Source organism: Xanthomonas sp. CFBP 8443 (assembly GCF_025666195.1).
Taxonomy (GTDB): Bacteria; Pseudomonadota; Gammaproteobacteria; order Xanthomonadales; family Xanthomonadaceae; genus Xanthomonas_A.
Genome location: NZ_CP102592.1, coordinates 2,310,528 through 2,328,455, shown reverse-complemented (window position 1 = coordinate 2,328,455; position 17,928 = coordinate 2,310,528). Strand labels below are relative to the sequence as shown.

General features: G+C 70.5%; 16 protein-coding genes and 1 tRNA gene. 5 read left to right on the top strand and 12 right to left on the bottom strand.

Translation table 11 applies throughout. The annotated features are described in order from the left end of the window. Nucleotides 1–15 precede the first annotated feature (15 nt). From hisB to hisS, 6 genes are all read right to left on the bottom strand, one after another. Nucleotides 16–1,143: a bifunctional histidinol-phosphatase/imidazoleglycerol-phosphate dehydratase HisB gene (gene hisB, locus NUG20_RS09975; RefSeq protein ID WP_263398159.1), complete on the bottom strand. Its 1,128-nt coding sequence runs from the start codon at nt 1,141–1,143 to the stop codon at nt 16–18. Beyond that, a complete protein-coding gene (hisC, locus tag NUG20_RS09970; protein WP_263398158.1) occupies nt 1,140–2,249 on the bottom strand; it encodes a histidinol-phosphate transaminase in 1,110 nt (369 codons plus the stop codon). The genes hisB and hisC overlap by 4 nt, the downstream gene beginning before the upstream one ends. Continuing rightward, nucleotides 2,246–3,541 (bottom strand): histidinol dehydrogenase, encoded by a 1,296-nt coding sequence (gene hisD, locus NUG20_RS09965; RefSeq protein WP_263398157.1) that lies wholly within the window; start codon nt 3,539–3,541, stop codon nt 2,246–2,248. Before hisD ends, hisC begins: the two co-directional genes overlap by 4 nt. Continuing rightward, the gene (gene hisG, locus NUG20_RS09960; RefSeq protein WP_263398156.1) at nt 3,538–4,458 is read right to left on the bottom strand and encodes an ATP phosphoribosyltransferase; all 921 of its coding nucleotides are present in this window, start codon (nt 4,456–4,458) and stop codon (nt 3,538–3,540) included. The genes hisD and hisG overlap by 4 nt, the downstream gene beginning before the upstream one ends. 9 nt (nt 4,459–4,467) lie before the next feature. Further along, complete coding sequence (locus NUG20_RS09955) at nt 4,468–4,794, bottom strand: YerC/YecD family TrpR-related protein (protein WP_263398155.1); 327 nt, start codon at nt 4,792–4,794, stop codon at nt 4,468–4,470. Between the two features lie 355 nt (nt 4,795–5,149). Next, nucleotides 5,150–6,553, bottom strand: a complete 1,404-nt coding sequence (gene hisS, locus NUG20_RS09950) for a histidine--tRNA ligase (protein WP_263398154.1) — start codon at nt 6,551–6,553, stop codon at nt 5,150–5,152. 137 nt (nt 6,554–6,690) lie between these two features. Here hisS and NUG20_RS09945 point away from each other — a divergent pair, with 137 nt between their 5' ends. Together NUG20_RS09945 and NUG20_RS09940 are read left to right on the top strand one after the other, a co-directional pair. Further along, nucleotides 6,691–7,419: a Crp/Fnr family transcriptional regulator gene (locus NUG20_RS09945; RefSeq protein WP_263398448.1), complete on the top strand. Its 729-nt coding sequence runs from the start codon at nt 6,691–6,693 to the stop codon at nt 7,417–7,419. Between the two features lie 335 nt (nt 7,420–7,754). After that, nucleotides 7,755–8,066 (top strand): hypothetical protein, encoded by a 312-nt coding sequence (locus NUG20_RS09940; protein ID WP_263398153.1) that lies wholly within the window; start codon nt 7,755–7,757, stop codon nt 8,064–8,066. Nucleotides 8,067–8,166: 100 nt separating this feature from the next. Here the strand turns inward: NUG20_RS09940 and thrC are convergent, their stop codons facing one another. The 6 genes from thrC to NUG20_RS09910 all read right to left on the bottom strand — a co-directional run bounded on the left by thrC (nt 8,167) and on the right by NUG20_RS09910 (nt 15,103). Continuing rightward, nucleotides 8,167–9,468, bottom strand: a complete 1,302-nt coding sequence (gene thrC, locus NUG20_RS09935; protein WP_263398152.1) for a threonine synthase — start codon at nt 9,466–9,468, stop codon at nt 8,167–8,169. A 36-nt stretch (nt 9,469–9,504) separates the two neighbouring features. Beyond that, on the bottom strand, nt 9,505–9,891 hold the full coding sequence (locus tag NUG20_RS09930; RefSeq protein ID WP_263398151.1) for a hypothetical protein: 387 nt from the start codon (nt 9,889–9,891) through the stop codon (nt 9,505–9,507). Between the two features lie 297 nt (nt 9,892–10,188). After that, the gene (locus tag NUG20_RS09925; RefSeq protein WP_263398447.1) at nt 10,189–11,142 is read right to left on the bottom strand and encodes a homoserine kinase; all 954 of its coding nucleotides are present in this window, start codon (nt 11,140–11,142) and stop codon (nt 10,189–10,191) included. 11 nt (nt 11,143–11,153) lie between these two features. Then, nucleotides 11,154–13,652: a bifunctional aspartate kinase/homoserine dehydrogenase I gene (gene thrA, locus NUG20_RS09920; RefSeq protein ID WP_263398150.1), complete on the bottom strand. Its 2,499-nt coding sequence runs from the start codon at nt 13,650–13,652 to the stop codon at nt 11,154–11,156. Between the two features lie 501 nt (nt 13,653–14,153). Further along, nucleotides 14,154–14,552, bottom strand: coding sequence for a hypothetical protein (locus NUG20_RS09915; protein WP_263398149.1), 399 nt, complete (start codon nt 14,550–14,552; stop codon nt 14,154–14,156). Between the two features lie 474 nt (nt 14,553–15,026). Further along, nucleotides 15,027–15,103 (bottom strand) — tRNA-Arg (locus NUG20_RS09910). Nucleotides 15,104–15,266: 163 nt separating this feature from the next. On the opposite strand from NUG20_RS09910, the gene NUG20_RS09905 reads away from it, so the two are divergent. From NUG20_RS09905 to NUG20_RS09895, 3 genes are all read left to right on the top strand, one after another. Next, nucleotides 15,267–16,799, top strand: a complete 1,533-nt coding sequence (locus NUG20_RS09905; protein ID WP_263398148.1) for an L-piperidine-6-carboxylate dehydrogenase — start codon at nt 15,267–15,269, stop codon at nt 16,797–16,799. A 3-nt stretch (nt 16,800–16,802) separates the two neighbouring features. After that, nucleotides 16,803–17,543, top strand: coding sequence for a metallophosphoesterase family protein (locus NUG20_RS09900; protein ID WP_263398147.1), 741 nt, complete (start codon nt 16,803–16,805; stop codon nt 17,541–17,543). Between the two features lie 99 nt (nt 17,544–17,642). Further along, nucleotides 17,643–17,924: a DUF4190 domain-containing protein gene (locus tag NUG20_RS09895; RefSeq protein WP_263398146.1), complete on the top strand. Its 282-nt coding sequence runs from the start codon at nt 17,643–17,645 to the stop codon at nt 17,922–17,924. Nucleotides 17,925–17,928 lie beyond the last annotated feature (4 nt).

The window sequence follows — 17,928 nt, the reverse complement described above, 5'->3', positions numbered from 1 at the left end:
CGCACACGGCCGCCATCACAGCACACCCTTCGTCGAGGGCAGCGCGGCGCCATCGCGGCGCAGCGCCTGGCGCAGGGCGCGCGCCAGCGCCTTGAAGCAGGCCTCGACCTTGTGGTGGTCGTTGTCGCCACGCACGCTCAGGTGCAGGTTCAAGCCCGACGCATCGCACAGCGAGCGGAAGAAATGCGGCACCAGCTCGGTCGGCAGGTCGCCGACGCGTTCGCGCTTGAACTCGCCTTCGAACACGAAATACGGGCGGCCGCTGAAATCCAGCGCGGCGCTGGCCAGGGTCTCGTCCATCGGCAAGGTGAAGCCGACCCGGCCAGCGGCGGCGTCGGCCGGCCACGGGCTGTCCGGCGGATCGAAGCCGTAGCGGCCGATGCCGCGCTTGTCGCCCAGCGCCTGGCGCAGCGCCTGGCCCAGGGCCAGGCCGGTGTCCTCGATGGTGTGGTGCTCGTCGATGTGCAGATCGCCCTCGGCGCGCACGTCCAGGGCGAAGCCGCCGTGCTTGCCGATCTGCTCGAGCATGTGGTCGAAGAACGGCAGACCGGTGGCGCAATGCGGATCGCGCGCCAGGTCCAGGTCGACCTCGACGCGGATCCGGGTTTCCTTGGTATCGCGCTGCACGGTGGCGCGGCGCGGCGCGTCGGCCAGTTCGTGGGCGATGCCGGCCCAGTCCCAGTCGCCGCCGAACTGCTCGGTCTTCAGCTGGAAGCCGCGGATGCGCAGGTTCTCGGCGAACTGGATGTCGGTGAGGCGGTCGCCGACCATCGCCGAACGCGCCCAGTCGATGCTGCGGTCCTGCAGGTACGGCAGCATCAGGCCGATGCCCGGCTTGCGCGTGGGCGCGTTGTCGGCCGGCCAGCTGCGGTCGATCAGCACCTCGCGGAACGCGATGCCCTGGCTGGCGAAGATCTGCAGCATCAGGTCGTTGGGACCGTCGAACGCGGCCTGCGGATAGGCCTCGCCGCCTAGGCCGTCCTGGTTGGTGACGATGACGAACTGGTAGCCGGCGTCGCGCAGCTTGAGCATCGCAGGAATCACGCCCTGCACGAAGCGCAGCTTCTCGTAGGCGTCGATCTGGAAATCTTCCGGCTCCTCGATCAGGGTGCCGTCGCGGTCGACGAACAGGATCGGGGTCATGCCGCCGCCCTCCCCGCCTGCAATGCGCCGAGCACGCGCTGGTTCTGCTCCGGCGTGCCGAGGGTGATGCGCAGCGCATCGCCCAGGCTCGGCGCGGCACGCTGGTCGCGCACCACCACGCCGGCGCCGAGCAAGGCGCGGAACGCGGCGTCGGCGTCGTCGAAGCGCAGCAGCAGGAAGTTGCCCTGCGACGGGTAGACGCGGCGCACGCCCGGCAGCGCGGCCAAGGCGGTCTGCATGCGCGTGCGCTCGCCGCGCACCTCGGCCACGCGCAGCGCGGTCTGCCGCAGCGGCTCGGCCTGCAGCGCGGCCAGCGCTAGCTGCGCGCACGGCGCCGGGATCGGATACGGCGCCTGGCAGCGGCGCAGCACCGCGATCAGCGCCGGATCGGCGATCACGCAGCCGATCCGCGCCGCAGCCAGCGCATGCGCCTTGGACAGCGTGCGCAGCACCGCCAGGTTGGGATACCGCGCCAGCAACGTGGTCGCCGACGGCACCTCGGAGAATTCGCCGTAGGCCTCGTCGACCACCAGCAAGGCGCGCCCGTGCAGGCGCTCGGCGGCGCGTTCGATGTCGGCCAGCGGGATCGCCGCGCCGCTGGGATTGCCCGGCGAGCACAGGAACACCAGCTTGGCCATCTGCGTCAGCGCCGCGTCCACCACCGCATCGACATCGGTGACCAGGCCGGCGGCGTCTTCGCGCAACGGCACCTCGACGATGCGCGCGTTCTGCAGCCGCGCGCACACCGCATACATGCCGAACACCGGCGGAGTGATCACGATCGCATCGCGGCCCGGCTCGCACAGCGCGCGCAGCAGCAGGTCGATGGCTTCGTCGCTGCCGCGGCCGAGCAGCAGTTGCTCCGGCGCGCAGGCGTACAGCGAGGCCAGCGCGGCGCGCAGCGCCGGCGGCTGCGGATCCGGATAGCGGCGGTTGCCGGCGTCGCGGTCGGCGGGATTGGCCCAGGCCGATTCGTTGGCGTTGAGCCAGACCTCGCCCTGCAGCGCGCTGCTGCGCGCCGAGGAATAGCCGGCGAAGTCGCGCAGGTCGGGGCGCACCAGGGCCAGCATCGAGCCGGGCGTCGCCGCAGCGGTCGCCGCGCTCATGCCGCCTTCTCCATCCGCAGCGCTACCGCATTGGCGTGCGCGTCCAGGCCCTCGGCGCGGGCCATGGTCACCGCGCAGGCGCCGATCGCGGCGATGCCGGCGCGGCTGGCGCTCTGCACGCTGACGAAATTCTGGAAACTGGCGACGCTGACCCCGCTGTAGGCGCGCGCCGCACCGTTGGTCGGCAGCACGTGGTTGGTGCCGCTGCAGTAGTCGCCCAGCGCTTCCGGGGTGTAGTCGCCGAGGAACACCGAGCCGGCGGCCTCGACCCGCTCCAGCCAGCCGCGCGGCTCGCGCAGCGCCAGGATCAGGTGTTCGGGCGCGTAGCGGTTGCTGATCGCGAAGGCGTCCTCGAGCGTGCCGACCTGGATCAGCCGCGACGCGGACAGCGCCTGGCGCGCGATCGCCGCACGCGGCAAGGTCGCCAGCTGCCGTTCGATCTCGTCCTCGACCGCATCGATCAGTTCGGCGCTGTCGGACAGCAGCAGCACCTGCGAATCCGGGCCGTGCTCGGCCTGCGACAGCAGGTCGGCGGCGACGAACGCGGCATCGGCGCCGACGTCGGCGATCACCAGCACCTCGGACGGCCCGGCCGGCATGTCGATCGCCGCCGCACCGGCCTGCGCCACCTGTTGCTTGGCTTCGGTCACGTAGCCGTTGCCCGGCCCGAACAACTTGTCGCACGAGGGCACCGACTCGGTGCCGAAGCCCATCGCCGCGATCGCCTGCGCGCCGCCGAGCTTGAACACGCGATCCACGCCGGTCAGCCTGGCCGCGACCAGCACCGCCGGATCGGCCGAACCGTCGGCGCGCGGCGGCGTGCACAGCACCACCTCGCGGCAGCCGGCCAGCGCCGCCGGCACGCACAGCATCAGCGCGGTGGACGGCAACGGCGCGCTGCCGGCCGGCACGTACAGGCCGACCCGGCCGATCGGCCGCACCACCCGTTCGCAGACCACGCCGGGCGCGGTTTCCACCGCATACGGCTGGGTCATGCCGGCGCGGTGGAAGCTCTCGATCCGCGCCGCGGCCTGCGCCATCGCCTCGCGCAGCACGGCCGGCACCGCGGCCTCGGCGGCGGCGAACTCGTCGTCGCCGACTTCGAAGCTCTGCAGCACCACGCCGTCGAAACGCGCGGTGATCTCGCGCAAGGCCGCATCGCCGCGGCCGCGCACATCATCGAGCAACTGCGCCACCGCCGCGCGGGTCTGCGCGGCCACGGTCTGCGCCGGCCGGGTCAGGGCCTGCGTGCGTGCCTGCGCGTCGAGCGAATACCACTCCAATCGGTTCATGCCAGCGAGCGCTCCACCGTCAACACCATCAGCCCCTGCGCGCCGGCGCGCTCCAGTTCTTCCATGCGCTGCCAGGTGATGGCGCCGTGGCACATGGTCTGCAGCTGCAGCGGACCGTCGCCGTCGCCGTCGCCGGGCAACTGCACCAGCGGGTCGGCGTCGGGCAGCAGCCGGGTCAGCTCGGCGACGTGGTCGCGCGAGGCGCGGAACATCAGCAGCTTGCTGTCGCGCAGCTTGAGCACGCCGTCGAGCCGGCGCAGCAGCATCGCCGCCAGCCCGGCACGGGCATCGCCCGGCTCGCGCACCGGCCCGGCCAGCACCGCCTCGCTTTCCAGCAGCGTCTCCACCGGCTTGAGCTGGTTGGCGGCCAGGGTCGCGCCGCTGGAGACCAGGTCGCAGATCAGCTCGGCGGTGCCCAGGCGCGGCGCGATCTCCACCGAGCCGGACAGCTCCACCACCTGCGCGTCGATGCCGCGCGCTTCCAGCCAGTCGGCCAGCACCGCCGGATAGCTGGTGGCGATGCGCTTGCCCTGCAGCTGCTCCACGCCGGTCCAGTCCCAGGTGTCGGGCACCGCCAGCATCAGCCGGCACTGGCCGAAGTTCAGCCCGCGCAGCGCGCGGTAAGCCTCGGGCAAGCCGTTGCGGCGGCGCTCGCCGGCCTGCTCTTCCAACTCGTTGCGGCCGACGATGCCGAAATCGCAGACGCCGTCGGCGATCAGCCCGGGGATGTCGTCGTCGCGCACCAGCAACAGGTCCACCGGCAGCGATTCGCCGTAGCAGAACAACTTGTCGCGGCTCTCGCGCCAGCTCAGCCCGCAGGCGGCCAGCACCGCCCGCGCCGGCTCGGCCAGGCGGCCGCTCTTCTGGATCGCGATACGCAGCCGGTCACGCGCCGGCGCTGCCAGGGAAGCACTCATCAGGACATCTCAATGGGAATCGGAAGGACGCGCCGCTTGCCGGCGCAGCGCCGTGGCATAGCCGCCGGCGCCATATTCCAGGGTCCGCGCGACGCGGCCGATGGTGGTGACGCTGACCTGGGTCAGCTCGTGGATCTCGCGGTACGGCACGCCCTTGAGCAGCAGCGGCACCACCCGCCAGCGGTCGGACATCGCCTCCAGCTCGGCCGGCGTGCACAGGTCCTGCAGGAACGCGGCGACCTCCTGCGGCTTGCTCAGGTGGGCCAGGGCGCGCGACAGCGCCTTGAACGAGGAGTCGTTTTCGCGATCGGTAGTGGGGGCGGGTCGTTGTTTCATTGCATTAATGTAATAGCGTGTTAGTACATTAGCGCGAATGGACGGACCGGGTCAAGCCGCGGTGTGCGGGCGTTGTGTGGATGTGTTCGATCCGGAATGGGATCAGGTCGCCATGCGATCTGTCGCGGCTGAAGCCGCTCCTACAGGGGGTGGTGCGCGCACGTGCTTTCGTGCGCTTTTGTAGGGGCGGCTTCAGCCGCGACAGGCACTCGCACCTACCGCATAGGCCCAAGGGCACAGGGGCGGCCTCAGTAGCGACAGGCCCTGGTCATCCGCGTCGCGACTGAAGTCGCTCCCACAAGGGACATGCGGCGCGACCGTCCAGGTTGCGCCATGCCCGGCCCGGCAAGCCCGCTCAGGGCATGACCTTGGCCTGCTCCAGCTCGACCAGCAGGGTGCTGGCCAGTTCGTCGCGGGCGACGTCGAACTGCTGCTCGCGCATCAGATCCTTGACCGCGACCACGCCGCGCGCCAGCTCGTCGTCGCCGGCCAGCACCACGAAGCGGATGCCGGCACGCGCGGCGTACTGGAACTGCTTGCCGACCTTCTTCGGCTCCATCTGCACTTCGGTGTTGATCCCGCCGGCACGCAGCCGGCGGGCGATGTCCAGCGCGTCGTCCAGCTTGGCCTCGTCCATCAGCGCCACCATCGCCTGCACGCTGCTGGAGGCGATGCCCTCGATCAGCCCGGCCTCGCGCAGCTGCCAGAACAGGCGGGTCAGGCCGATGGAGATGCCCACGCCCGGCAGCTTGGACTTGCTGTAGTGGCTGGCCAGGTCCTCGTAGCGGCCGCCCGAGCAGATCGAGCCGATCTGCGGGTAGTCGGTCAGCACGGTCTCGTAGACGGTGCCGGTGTAGTAGTCCAGGCCGCGGGCGATGGAGAAGTTCAGGCAATACGCGGTTTCCGGCACGCCCAGCGCCTTGACCAGGGCCAGCACCTCGCGCAGCTCGGCCACGCCTTCGCGCAGCGTCGCGCTCGACTCGGCTGCCGCGGCCAGCGCGTCCAGACGCGCCAGCGCGTCGTCGTGGCCGCTGGAGCGCACCGCCACGAAGGCCAGAATCTGCTCGACCTGCTCGGCGGCGATGCCGAAGCCCTCGCCCACCAGCGTCTCGCGTACGTAATCGGCGCCGCGCTTGTCGAGCTTGTCGACTTCGCGCAGCACCGCCAGCTGGCGCTCGCCCTCGGCCACGCCCAGGCTCTCGAAGAAGCCGCGCATCAGCTTGCGGTTGTTCAACTGCACCGCGAACTTGCCGATGCCCAGTTCGGCGAACACCGCGTGGATCACCGCCAGCACCTCGGCGTCGTAGCGGATGCTCAGCGCATCCTTGCCGATCACGTCGATGTCGCACTGGTAGAACTCGCGGAACCGGCCGCGCTGGGCGCGCTCGCCGCGGTACACGCGCTGCATCTGGTAGCGGCGGAACGGGAAGCTCAGCTCGTGCTCGTGCTCGGCCACGTAGCGCGCCAGCGGCACGGTCAGGTCGAAGCGCAGCGCCAGCTCCGGCAAGCCGCCCTCGCCGCCGGCGTCGGCCGCGGCGTTGGCCAGCGCGCCGGTGGACTGCACGAAATACACCTGCCGCTCGGTCTCGCCGCCGGACTTGGTCAGCAGCACGTCCGACAGCTCGAACACCGGCGTCTCCACCGGCAGGAACCCGAACCGCTCGTAGTTGCGGCGGATGACGTCCAGCATGCGCTGGAACGCGATCTGCTCGCGCGGCAGCAATTCCATGATGCCGGGCGGCGTACGGGGCTTGATCACGTGCAAAACTCCTGCGTCTTGGGGGCAAACGGACGCCAATTCTAGCCGCACTGGGTGCCGCGGTCGTATCGGCGTATCATCTGCGCGTGACCACTCTGCCCGACCAGCGCCCGCACCGGACCGCCTCCGGCTTCGCCCTGCCCTATGTCGAGCCCGCCGCGGCCCGCGATCCGAACGCGCACGAGTGCATGCATTGCGCCGTGCGCCACCTGGCGGTCTGCTCGGCGCTGGCCTGCGACGAGGTCCAGGCGCTGGAACGGGTGACCACCTCGCTGTCCTACGCCGCCGGCGCCACCGTGATCCGCACCGGCGAGGCGCGGCAGGCGGTCTATACCGTCACCTCCGGCGCGCTGCGCCTGGTCCGCACGCTGGCCGACGGCCGCCGCCAGGTGGCGGGCTTCGTGCTGCCGGGCGACTACGTGGGCCTGAGCGAATCGGAGAAATACCGCACCGACGTCGAAGCGATCGCCGACTCTCGCGTATGCCGGGTTTCGGTGGCGAACATGCGGCAGTTGCGCACGCAATACCCGCAGCTGGAGCGCAAGCTGCTGCAGCGTGCCTGCCTGGAACTGGACGCGGCGCAGGACGCGGCGCTGGCGCTGGCGCGCCTGCAGCCGATGGAAAAGCTCGCCGATTTCCTGCTCAAGCTGGCGGCGCGCACCGCCAGCCGCGGCGATCCCGGCAACACGGTGACCTTGATGATGGGCCGCGGCGACATCGCCGACCATCTCGGCCTGACCATGGAAACGGTCAGCCGCACCTTCACCAAGCTGCGCCAGCAAGGCCTGATCGCCCTGCCGCAGCTGCACGTGGTCGAGATCCGCGACTTCGCCGCGCTGCACCGGCTGGCCTCCGACGAAGAGTGAGCCGACCACGGCGCGGCGTTTTTTTCGCCAGCCCGTGTCTACGCCTTGCACCACGGCGGCCGCACCGACTTATCCACAAGTTTCCAGGGCAACGCTCCACATGCGCTGTGGACAACCCGGCGCCAGCCACGGAACGCCTTCGGCGACGCGCGGCAGGCAGCCGAGCCGGCCTCCGGCAATGCGCGGGACCGGCAGCAGACGCGGCCCCACCGCGCCCATGAATGCTTCAGACCATCGCCATGCACCTGTCGCACGCCGGGGCATAGACTTGCGCCCGCAATACACCTGCGGCGCCGCCGCGGTGCCGGTGGGGGGGAACCATTCGGAGGGCCGCCATGGCCGTCGCCATCGATATGCACGACTCGCGCGCCTGCGTGATGCTGGATCGCGAAAGAGAACTGGAGTTCTGGAAGGCGCATTTCGCGCAGGCCCCGTTCCATCGGCCCGGGCATGTGTTCACCGACTACGAGCCGGCGCTGAAGCTGGCCTACGACGCCTATCTCAAGTACCACGGCCAGCGCTTCGAGGACGTGGTGCCGCAGCTGCGCGACGTGTTCCTGCGCGACCATCCGCGCTCGCGCCTGGACTGGCTGCAGGCGCGCAGCGTGGTGCAGGCCGCCTGGCAGCGGCTGCAGCCCGACGACTGAGCCTGCGCGCCTGGGTTCCCGTGCTGCGCGCAGCCCGTGCGGCAGCGCGGCGGACGGACGGCGGCACTGCCGCTGCCCGGCCCCATGGCCGTCGCGGCCCTCAGCCGGCCAGCAGGCGCGCGCGCAGTGCCGCGTAGTCCGGCGCGATCGGCTCGGCGTGCGCCGGGCGCTGCAGCAACGCCGCCAACGCCGGCGGCACCGGCACCGGCTGGCCGATCAACGGCTCGACCACCGCCTCGAACTTGGCAGGATGCGCGGTCGCGGCCACCGCCCAGTCGCCGGCATCGGCCTCGGCGCCCTCGGCACGGATCTGCTGCAGTACGTGCAACGCGGTGGCGGTATGCGGGCAATGCACCTCGCCGTAGCGGCGGAAGCGCTCGCCGATCAGCTGGCGGATCTGCGCATCGTCCACCGAATACGACTGGAACTGCGCGCGCAACGCGGCATCGTCGCCGCGGTACAGCCAGCGCAGGCGCTCGAAATTGCTCGGCGCGCCCACGTCCATCGCATTGGCCACGGTGGCCACGCTGGGTTGCGGGGCGTAGTCGGCGCCGGCGAAATAGTCCGGCAGCACGTGGTTGGCGTTGGTCGCCAGCACGATACGGCCCAGCGGCACGCCCAGCCCGCGCGCCAGGATCGCGGCGAGCGCATTGCCGAGGTTGCCGGTCGGCACCACCAGGTTCAGCGGCTGCGCACGCCCGGCGTAATGCACCAGCGCGCTGTGCGCGTAGTAGCTCATCTGCGGCAGCAGCCGGCCCAGGCTGATGCTGTTGGCCGAACTCAACGGCGCCTGCGCCTGCAGCTCGGCATCGTTCAAGGCCTGCTTGACCAGCGCCTGGCAGTCGTCGAAGGTGCCGGCCACGCGCAGCGCCTGGATGTTGTCGCCGAAGCAGCCCAGTTGATGCGCCTGGCGCGGCGACACGCGCCCGTCCGGATACAGCACCACCACGCGCAGCCCAGGCTGGCGATGGAACGCGGCGGCCACCGCGGCGCCGGTATCGCCGGAGGTGGCGACGAGGATGGTCAGCGGCGTGGCGGCATCGCGGCGCAACCGGGCCAGGCAGGCGGCGAGGAAGCGCGCGCCGAAATCCTTGAACGCGGCGGTCGGCCCATGGAACAGCTCCAGCGCGTGGTCGCCGGGCGTGGCCAGCGACTGCAGCGGCGCAGCGAAATCGAAGGCCTCGGCGCAGATTGCCGGCAGCTCGGCGGCGAGCGCGTCGCCATCGAAGAACGGCGCCAGCAGCGTCGCGGCGGTCTCGGCCAGGTTGTCACCAGCACGCAGTTCGCGGGCCGGTGGCATGCGCTCGGGCACATACAGCCCGCCATCGGGCGCCAGGCCGGCGGCGATGGCCTGGCTGAGCGTGGCGGCGGGCGCGGCATTACGGGTGGAAATGAAGTTCATGGTGGTTCCATCGGCAGGGGGAATTCGATCGCACTGTCATCCGTGACTATGGCACTGCTTGGTTGTTGCTCTTGTTGTTGCTCTTGTTGTTGCTCTGCCTTGCTTCGGCTGTTGCTTTTTTTGCTTTTCGATCTCCCGTGAGGCGCGGCAAGCAGGATGGGTACAACCCCCGAAGGGGGCGACGCGCAGGATGCGCGTCGTTTTCGGCAGGCACATGGATGTGCCTTCCGAAAATTCCCATCCTGCTTGCGGACCCGTAGCGCGCAGCGCGGAGGGCGCGCCGCCCGGGTGTGCTTTCTTTTGGTTACTTTTCTTTGCACAAGCAAAGAAAAGTGACCCGCGCCAGCGGAAGCTTTGCTCTTGCTCTTGCTCTTGCTCTTGCTCTTGCTTTGAATCTTCAGACCAAAACAGAAGCAGAGGCAAAGGCTTTCGCCTTGCGGCGAGTCACTTTTCTTTGCTCGCGCAAAGAAAAGTAACCAAAAGAAAGCGCGCCCTGCCTTGCGCCCTCCGCGCTGCGCGCTCCGGGTCCGCGTCCATGACGGGGATTCGCGGAAGGGGCATCCTGCCCCTGCCGCGAACGGCGCACATCCTTGTGCGCCGCCCCTTCGGGGTTTTTCCCCGTCATGGCCGCCGCTTCGGGAAGGGAACCCGGTACCGCAACAGCAAAAGCAACAGCAAAAACAACCCCGAAAGCAACAGCAACAGCTAGGCTACGTGCCGCTACAGCAATCGGGCGCCCGGACACTGCAGCGGCGATACCCAATACTGGCTGTCGAAGCCGGCGTCCGCGAACGCCGCCTGCACCGCCGGCGCGGCCGCCTCGGCCGCCGCGCGCGTCGCGAACCACCCGAACACGCTGGGACCGGCACCGGAAATGCTCGCGCCCATCGCCCCCGCCGCCAAGGCCGCCGCCTTGGCCGCATCGAAACCGGCGATCAACGGCGCCCGCCGCGGCTCGATCAGCACGTCGCGCAGGCCGGCGCGCACCAATGCCTCATCGCCGGCATGACAGCCCGCCAACACCAGCGCCAGATTGGAACTCTGCGTCACGAACTCGCCAAGCCGGTACTCGCCCGCCAGCGCCTCGCGCGCGCGGCGCGTCTCCAGCACCGCATCCGGATGCACCAACAGGCTGTGCCAGGCCGCCGGCACCGGCACCGGCACCATCCGCTGCAGCGTCGACAGCACCAGCCCGCCCAGGAACATCGGCCCCAGGTTGTCGCCGTGGCGGCTGCCGCTGGCCACCGCCTCGCCTTCCAGCGAATACAGATACAGCTGCTCGCGCGACAGCGGCGCGTCCAGCAGCGCATTGGCCGCCACCAGCGCGGCCACGCACGAGGCCGCCGAACCGCCCATCCCGGAACTGAGCGGGATGCCCTTGTCGATCTCCAGTTCGAATCCGAACGGCAATGCCAGCGCCTCGCGTAGCGCGATCAAGGCCGCGCCGGCGGTGTTGCGCGCCGCCTCCAGCGGCAGCGCCACGGTGGTGCCGCGGATCGCCGCGATGCGCACCTGCGGCGCGTCGATGCGGCGCACCGTCACCGTGTCGCCGACGCCTTCCACCGCGTAGCCGAGCAGGTCGAAGCCCACCGCCACGTTGGCCACTGAGGCCGGCGCGAACGCACGCGCCTCGCGCGGCAAGGCGCGCGCGCCGGGCTGCGGCGACAGCGACATCTGCGCTGCGCTCACAAGCGCGCCCCCTCGCCCGCCGCCACCCGCAGCAGGTCGGCGAACACGCCGGCGGCGGTGACTTCCGGACCGGCACCGGGGCCCTGCACTACCAACGGATTGTCGCAATACCGGCGGGTGGTGAACTGCACCACGTTGTCGGTCAGCCGCAGGTTGGCGAAGGCGTGCTCGGCCGGCAGTTCCACCAGGCCGACGCTGGGCGCGCGGTCCGGCGCCAGCTGCGCCACGTAGCGCAGCACGCAGCCGCGCGCCCTGGCCGCCTGCAGGCGCTGCGCGAATGCCGCGTCCACTTCGTGCAGGCGCGCCATGAAGTCCTCGACGCTGGCCTGGCGCAGCGCTTCCGGCACCAGGCTCTCCACCGCCACGTCCTCCAGGCTCAACTCGCGCCCGGCCTCGCGCGCCAGGATCACCAGCTTGCGCGCCACGTCGATGCCGGACAGGTCGTCGCGCGGATCCGGCTCGGTATAGCCCATGCCGCGCGCCTCGGTGACCAGCTGCGAGAACGGCGCGCTGCCGTCGTATTTGTTGAACAGCCAGGCCAACGTGCCGGAGAAGATGCCTTCGATCGCGGTGACCGCGTCGCCGGTGTCGACCAGATCGCGCAGCGTGGTGATCACCGGCAGCCCGGCGCCGACCGTGGCCTCGTAGCGGAAGCGCGCGCCGCTGCCCGCGGCGGCGGCGCGGATCGCATGGAAGCGCGCCAGCGGCCCGGCGCCGGCCTGCTTGTTCGGGGTGACCACGTGGATGCCGGCGGCGAGCCAGCCGGCGTAGCGGTCCGCGACGTCGGCGCTGCCGCTGCAATCGATGATCACCGCGTGCGGCAGGTGCGCCGACAGCAGGTGCGCGGTGAACGCGTCCAGGTCGGTGGGCTGCGGGCCGCTGGCGAAGGCCTGCCGCCAATCGCCGGCGATCGCGCGGGTTTCCAGGCGCATCGTGCTGCGCGAAGCGATCGCGCGCAGGCGCAGGTCGAGGTTGGCCTTGGCCAGCAGTTGCGGCTGCGCCACCCGCAACTGGTCGAGCAGCGCTGCGCCGACGTTGCCCGGGCCGATCACCCCGACCGAGAAGGTCTGCGGCGACAGCCAGAACCCGGCGTGCGCCGCGCGCAATGCCTTGGTCGCGTGCGCGCTGTCGATCGCCACCGAGATGTTGCGCTCGGAGGACCCCTGCGCGATCGCCAGGATGTTGACCTGGGCGCGGCCCAGCGATTCGAACAGGCGCGCGGCCACGCCCGGCTGCCCGGCCATGCCGTCGCCCACCGCGGCCAGCACGCTGATGCCGGTGGTCAGCTGCACCCGCTGCACCTGGCCGACCACCAGCTCGTGCGCGAATGCCGACAGCAGCGCGTCGCGCGCGCGCTCGCATTCGTTCTGCCGCACCACGCAGCAGATCGAATGCTCCGAGGATCCCTGTGAGATCATCACCACCGACACCCGCGCGTTGCGCAGCGCGGCGAACACGCGCTCGGCGGTGCCGGGCACGCCGATCAGGCCGGTGCCCTCGAGGTTCAGCACGGCCAGATCCGGGCTCAGGGTCAGGCCCTTGATCGGGCCGCTGGAGGCGCTGCTGGCGGTGATGCGGGTGCCCGGGTGCTCGGGCTGGAAGGTGTTGCGGATGATGATCGGCAGGCCGCGCTCGATCGCCGGCGACATGGTCTGCGGATGCACCACCTTGGCGCCGAAATAGGCCAGTTCGCAGGCCTCGTCGTAGCTCAGCGTCTCCAGCTGCACCGCCTCGGGCACCACCCGCGGATCGGCCGACAGCACGCCGTCGACGTCGGTCCAGATATGCAGTTCGTCGGCATCGAACAAGGCGGCGAAGATCGCGCCGGAATAGTCGCTGCCGTTGCGGCCGAGCGTGGTGATGCGCCCGGCGCGATCGCGGGCGACGAAGCCGGTGACCACGATGCGCTGCTGCGGGTGCTGCGCGCGCCAGTCCGCCAGGCGCCGCGCGCTGGCCTCCCAATCCACGTCCACGCCCAGTTCGCCGCGATCCACCACCAACACCTCGCGCGCGTCCAGCACCGCGCAGTCCTCGCCCAGCGCGCGCAGGTGCTCGCCGAGCAGTTGCGCCGAATACACCTCGCCCAGGCCCTGCACCCGGTCCAGCACCTCGCGCGGCAGTTCGCCGATCACCGCCAGCGCGCCGAGGATCTCGGCCAGATGCTCGAAGCGCGCGTCCAGCCACTCCACGGTGATGCCGGCGTGCTCGCCGAGCAGCGACACCGCCGCGGCGCGGTGCCGCGCGCGGGTCTCGTGCCAGCGTTCGCGCCAGTCGCTGTTCTCGCTGGCGGCCAGTTCGGCCAGCGCGATCAGCGCATCGGTGACCCCTTTCATCGCCGAGACCACGGTGACCTGCAGGGTCTCCGGGCGCGCCAGCAACAGCTGCGCGACATGGCGATAGCGTTCGGCGTCGGCCACCGAGGTGCCGCCGAACTTGTGGACGACGGTGCGCGCGGGTTCTGCGGCGGGAGCGGAAGCGACAGCGGGGGACGGCATGGGAGACCTCGAAGTGGAGGCCCCGCTCGCATCAGGCTGACGGGTTCCCCCGCATCCTGATCCGGGTGCGGGGCCGTGGGTTTCGACTGTTACGCGAAAACGACGGGCCGCACCGGGCTAATGGTGTGGGTGGTAATGCCAGTGGTCGTGCCCGCGCAGCACGCTGCCGCCCGCCGATGCGACGGCGGTGCGGGATCACGGGCGAGGACGGAAGCGCTGGGCATGGACGCAAGAGGACATCATGCGCCGGGGTGCTGTCAAGCACCGATTGTGCCGACGCAGCATGGAGACCACGCCTGGGTCAACAGGTTGCAGAAGTTACTATCGTGCGTCGATGCGGATTGCCCGCCGCGGCGTGGATTGTTGGCGTGCAGTCGCCAGCGGCACGTGCGCCGACGCAGCTGCGACCGAAGCAGCCGACACGCAAAAAAAAGCCCATGGCGAGTCGCCTCGCGCATGGGCCGGAACGTCATCAAGCGGACATGGACGCCTGCCGCGCCATCAATGCTGCTGGTTGTCGGCCGGAGGCTGCTGCTGCGGATCGGTCGGCTGGGTGCCCTGGGTCGCGTCCTGGCCGGTGGTCGAGCCTTGGTCGGTGCCGGTGCCGGTCCCCATGCCAGTTCCGGTGCCAGTGCCAGTCCCGGTGCCAGTGCCAGTGCCAGTGCCAGTGGCCGAGCCCGCGGCGCCGTCGCCGGTCGCGGTGCCGGTGGCGGCATCGCCGCTGGTGGTGCCCGCCGCCGGTGCGGCGCTTCCGCTCTGGCCGCCCGCCGGGCTGCCGTCGGCTGCGGTGGACGGGGTCGCTGCGTTCTGGTCCTGGGCCGCCTGGTCGCCATCGCGGTGGCAGGCGACCAGCGCCGCCAGGACCGAACCGACCAACATAACCTTCAACGTTCTGCTCATGAGTGACTCCTGCTTCGCATGCGTACGTGGTTGGTAGAAGAGCAGCCGCGAGCGGCGGCCGATGACAGCTAGCCCGCACTCGAAAACGCACGAGGACCGCGACCATCGCCGTGTCGCCTCCACGCGGTGGATGCGTGGCGTTGCGGCAGGCATGGGCCCGGCATGGCCAGGCGGCCGTCATGCATCTCGACCTCGACAGGGCCGCGCATCGCAGTTCGCGACGGCCGCTCCGTCATTGGCGGACGCTCGTAGGCTACGCAGCGCGATGCTTAAACAGCGTCGGCGCAAGGTGTAGGCGGCGTGAGCCGCATCCGGGCGCTGATGCGCTGGTTTTCGTCAGGAAATCGCGCTTGCAGCGACAGCCGAAACGGCGGCGCCATGACTGGCGGATGCGCTTCCGGCGAATAGCACGACGGCGCCGCGGAGCGCCCCGGCGCGCGCAGCCGGAAAGCGGGCTGCGCAAACTCCATGCGATGGTGACCCTGGCGCGATTCGAACGCACGACCTGTCCCTTAGGAGGGGACCGCTCTATCCAGCTGAGCTACAGGGCCTTGGCCGGCGCATTGTCGCACGATCGCCGCGCTTGCCAAGCCCGCGCCAGCGCGCTGCCGCTGCGGCCTGGCCCGCCCGGTCTGCTAAAATGCGCGGCTAATCGCGCCCCGCGTCCCCCGCCTGCGGTCGCCTTCCCTGTCGCAACGATTCCCAGGAGATTCCATGTCCGCTGATCTGCTCAAGGCGCTCGGCCTGACCGCGTCCAATTCCGGCACCTACCTCGGCAACGGCGAGTGGTCCACGGCCACCGGCGCCGGCGTGCTGCAGCCGTTGAACCCGTCCAACAACGCGGTGATCGCCGAGGTGCAGGCGACCACCAAGGACGATTACGAAACCGTCGTCGCCCGTGCCCAGGCCGCGTTCAAGGTGTGGCGCACGACCCCGGCGCCGCGCCGCGGCGAGGCGGTGCGGCTGTGCGGTGAAGCGCTGCGCCGGAACAAGGACGCGCTGGGTTCGCTGGTCGCGCTGGAAATGGGCAAGAGCAAGCCCGAAGGCGACGGCGAGGTGCAGGAGATGATCGACATCGCCGATTTCGCGGTCGGCCAGAGCCGCATGCTGTACGGCTACACGCTGCACTCCGAGCGTCCCGGCCACCGCATGTACGAGCAGTACCAGCCGCTGGGCCTGGTCGGCATTATCAGCGCGTTCAACTTCCCGGTCGCGGTGTGGGCGTGGAACGCGTTCCTGGCGGCGATCTGCGGCGACATCTGCCTGTGGAAGCCGTCCAACAAGACCCCGCTGACCGCGATCGCGTCGATGAAGATCTGCAACGACGCGCTGCGCGACGCCGGCTTCCCGGACATCTTCTTCCTGATCAACGACGCCGGTACCGAACTGGCCGAAACCCTGGTCGAGGACAAGCGCATCGCCCTGATCAGCTTCACCGGTTCGACCCAGGTCGGGCGCAACGTCGCCGAGAAGTGCGCGCGGCGCCTGGGCCGCTGCCTGCTGGAGCTGGGCGGCAACAACGCGATCATCCTCGACGAGAGCGCCGACCTGAAGCTGGCGATCCCGGGCATCGTGTTCGGCGCGGTCGGCACCGCCGGCCAGCGCTGCACCACCACGCGCCGGCTGATCGTGCACGAATCGATCTACGACACCGTGCTGGCGACCCTGCTCAAGGCCTACAAGCAGGTCGAAGGCAAGATCGGCGATCCCACCGATCCGGCCAACCTGATGGGGCCGCTGAACAGCCGCGGCGCGGTCGAGCAGTTCCTGGCCTCGATCGAAAAGGCCAAGGCCGCCGGCGGCACCGTCGAGACCGGCGGCACCGCGCTGGACCGGCCCGGCAACTTCGTGCTGCCGGCGATCGTCACCGGCCTGCACAACGGCGACGACGTGGTGCAGCACGAGACCTTCGCGCCGATCCTGTACGTGATGAAGTACAGCACCCTGGACGAGGCCATCGACCTGCAGAACGGCGTGCCGCAGGGCCTGTCCTCCTCGATCTTCACCCAGAACCTGAAGGCCGCTGAGAAGTTCCTGTCGGCGGCCGGCAGCGACTGCGGCATCGCCAACGTCAACATCGGCACTTCCGGCGCCGAGATCGGCGGCGCGTTCGGCGGCGAGAAGGACACCGGCGGCGGCCGCGAATCCGGCTCGGACGCGTGGAAGGTGTACATGCGCCGGCAGACCAATACGATCAACTACTCCGACTCGCTGCCGCTGGCGCAGGGCATCAAGTTCGACCTGTAAGCGATGCGCATCGCCGCCCTGTCCGATATCCACGGCAACCTGCCCGCGCTGGACGCGGTGCTTGCGGACATCGGGCGGCGCGGCGTGGAGCGGATCGTCAACCTCGGCGACATCGTGTCCGGTCCGCTGTGGCCGCGCGAGACCGCCTCGCGGCTGCTGCCGCTGGCCCTGCCCACGGTGCGCGGCAACCACGAACGCCAGCTCGGCGAACTGGCGCCCGCGGCGATGGGCGCCAGCGATGCCTACGCCCACGCGCAGCTGACGCCGGCGCAGCTGCGCTGGCTGGCCGGGCTGCCGCCGACCCTCGCGCTGGACCAGGCCCTGCTGTGCCACGGCACGCCGCACGACGATCTGTGCTGGCTGCTCGACGAACTGGACCCGCCCCGCTTGCTGGCCGCCGACGCACGCCGCGTAAGCGAACGACTCGGCGCAACGCCGCAGGCGACGCTGGTGCTGTGCGGACACAGCCACGTGCCGCGCACGCTGCGCCTGGACGACGGGCGGCTGCTGTGCAATCCGGGCAGCGTCGGCCTGCCCGCCTACGCCGAGACGCATCCGCGGCCGTACCGGGTCGAGACCGGCACGCCGCAGGCGCGCTACGCGATCCTGGAACACCGCGACGGCCATTGGCAGGCGCAGCTGCTGGCGGTCGACTACGACCATGCCAGCGCCGCGGCGCAGGCCGAACGCAACGGCCAACCGCTGTGGGCGCACGCGCTGCGCCACGGACGCATGCCCGGATGAGCGACGCACGGCGCGCACGCTTCTGGGATAATTCGCGCATCGCGCACGCCGCGATGCCCGCCAGGCGAATGCCGCCCTCCACCTCACGAGGATCCGCAGATGAACGCCGTCCGTGAAACCAATTCGCTCGCCGTGGTCAGCCTGATCGCCGGCATCCTCGGCTGGACCCTGATGCCGGTGCTCGGCAGCCTCGGCGCGATCATCGCCGGGCACCTGGCGCGCGCCGAGATCCGGCGCCAGCCACAGCGCTTCCAGGGCGACGGGCTGGCGGTCGGCGGGCTGCTCCTCGGCTGGCTCGCGGTGATCGTCGCCGTCGTGGTGGTGCTGGCGTTCGTGGCGTTCTTCGGCGGGCTGGCGTGGCTCGCCAGCATCCAGGGCTGAGCCG

What these genes read in the sequence shown, in the direction of transcription:
- NUG20_RS09915 (WP_263398149.1), bottom strand. Translation starts at nt 14,552, where the DNA reads ATGAGCAGAACGTTGAAGGTTATGTTGGTCGGTTCGGTCCTGGCGGCG.
- NUG20_RS09955 (WP_263398155.1), bottom strand. Translation starts at nt 4,794, where the DNA reads ATGAAACAACGACCCGCCCCCACTACCGATCGCGAAAACGACTCCTCG.
- NUG20_RS09925 (WP_263398447.1), bottom strand. Translation starts at nt 11,142, where the DNA reads ATGTCGCTGTCGCCGCAGCCCGGCGCGCGCGCCTTGCCGCGCGAGGCG.
- hisC (WP_263398158.1), bottom strand. Translation starts at nt 2,249, where the DNA reads ATGAGCGCGGCGACCGCTGCGGCGACGCCCGGCTCGATGCTGGCCCTG.
- thrA (WP_263398150.1), bottom strand. Translation starts at nt 13,652, where the DNA reads ATGCCGTCCCCCGCTGTCGCTTCCGCTCCCGCCGCAGAACCCGCGCGC.
- hisD (WP_263398157.1), bottom strand. Translation starts at nt 3,541, where the DNA reads ATGAACCGATTGGAGTGGTATTCGCTCGACGCGCAGGCACGCACGCAG.
- thrC (WP_263398152.1), bottom strand. Translation starts at nt 9,468, where the DNA reads ATGAACTTCATTTCCACCCGTAATGCCGCGCCCGCCGCCACGCTCAGC.
- NUG20_RS09900 (WP_263398147.1), top strand. Translation starts at nt 16,803, where the DNA reads ATGCGCATCGCCGCCCTGTCCGATATCCACGGCAACCTGCCCGCGCTG.
- NUG20_RS09895 (WP_263398146.1), top strand. Translation starts at nt 17,643, where the DNA reads ATGAACGCCGTCCGTGAAACCAATTCGCTCGCCGTGGTCAGCCTGATC.
- hisG (WP_263398156.1), bottom strand. Translation starts at nt 4,458, where the DNA reads ATGAGTGCTTCCCTGGCAGCGCCGGCGCGTGACCGGCTGCGTATCGCG.
- NUG20_RS09905 (WP_263398148.1), top strand. Translation starts at nt 15,267, where the DNA reads ATGTCCGCTGATCTGCTCAAGGCGCTCGGCCTGACCGCGTCCAATTCC.
- NUG20_RS09940 (WP_263398153.1), top strand. Translation starts at nt 7,755, where the DNA reads ATGGCCGTCGCCATCGATATGCACGACTCGCGCGCCTGCGTGATGCTG.
- hisB (WP_263398159.1), bottom strand. Translation starts at nt 1,143, where the DNA reads ATGACCCCGATCCTGTTCGTCGACCGCGACGGCACCCTGATCGAGGAG.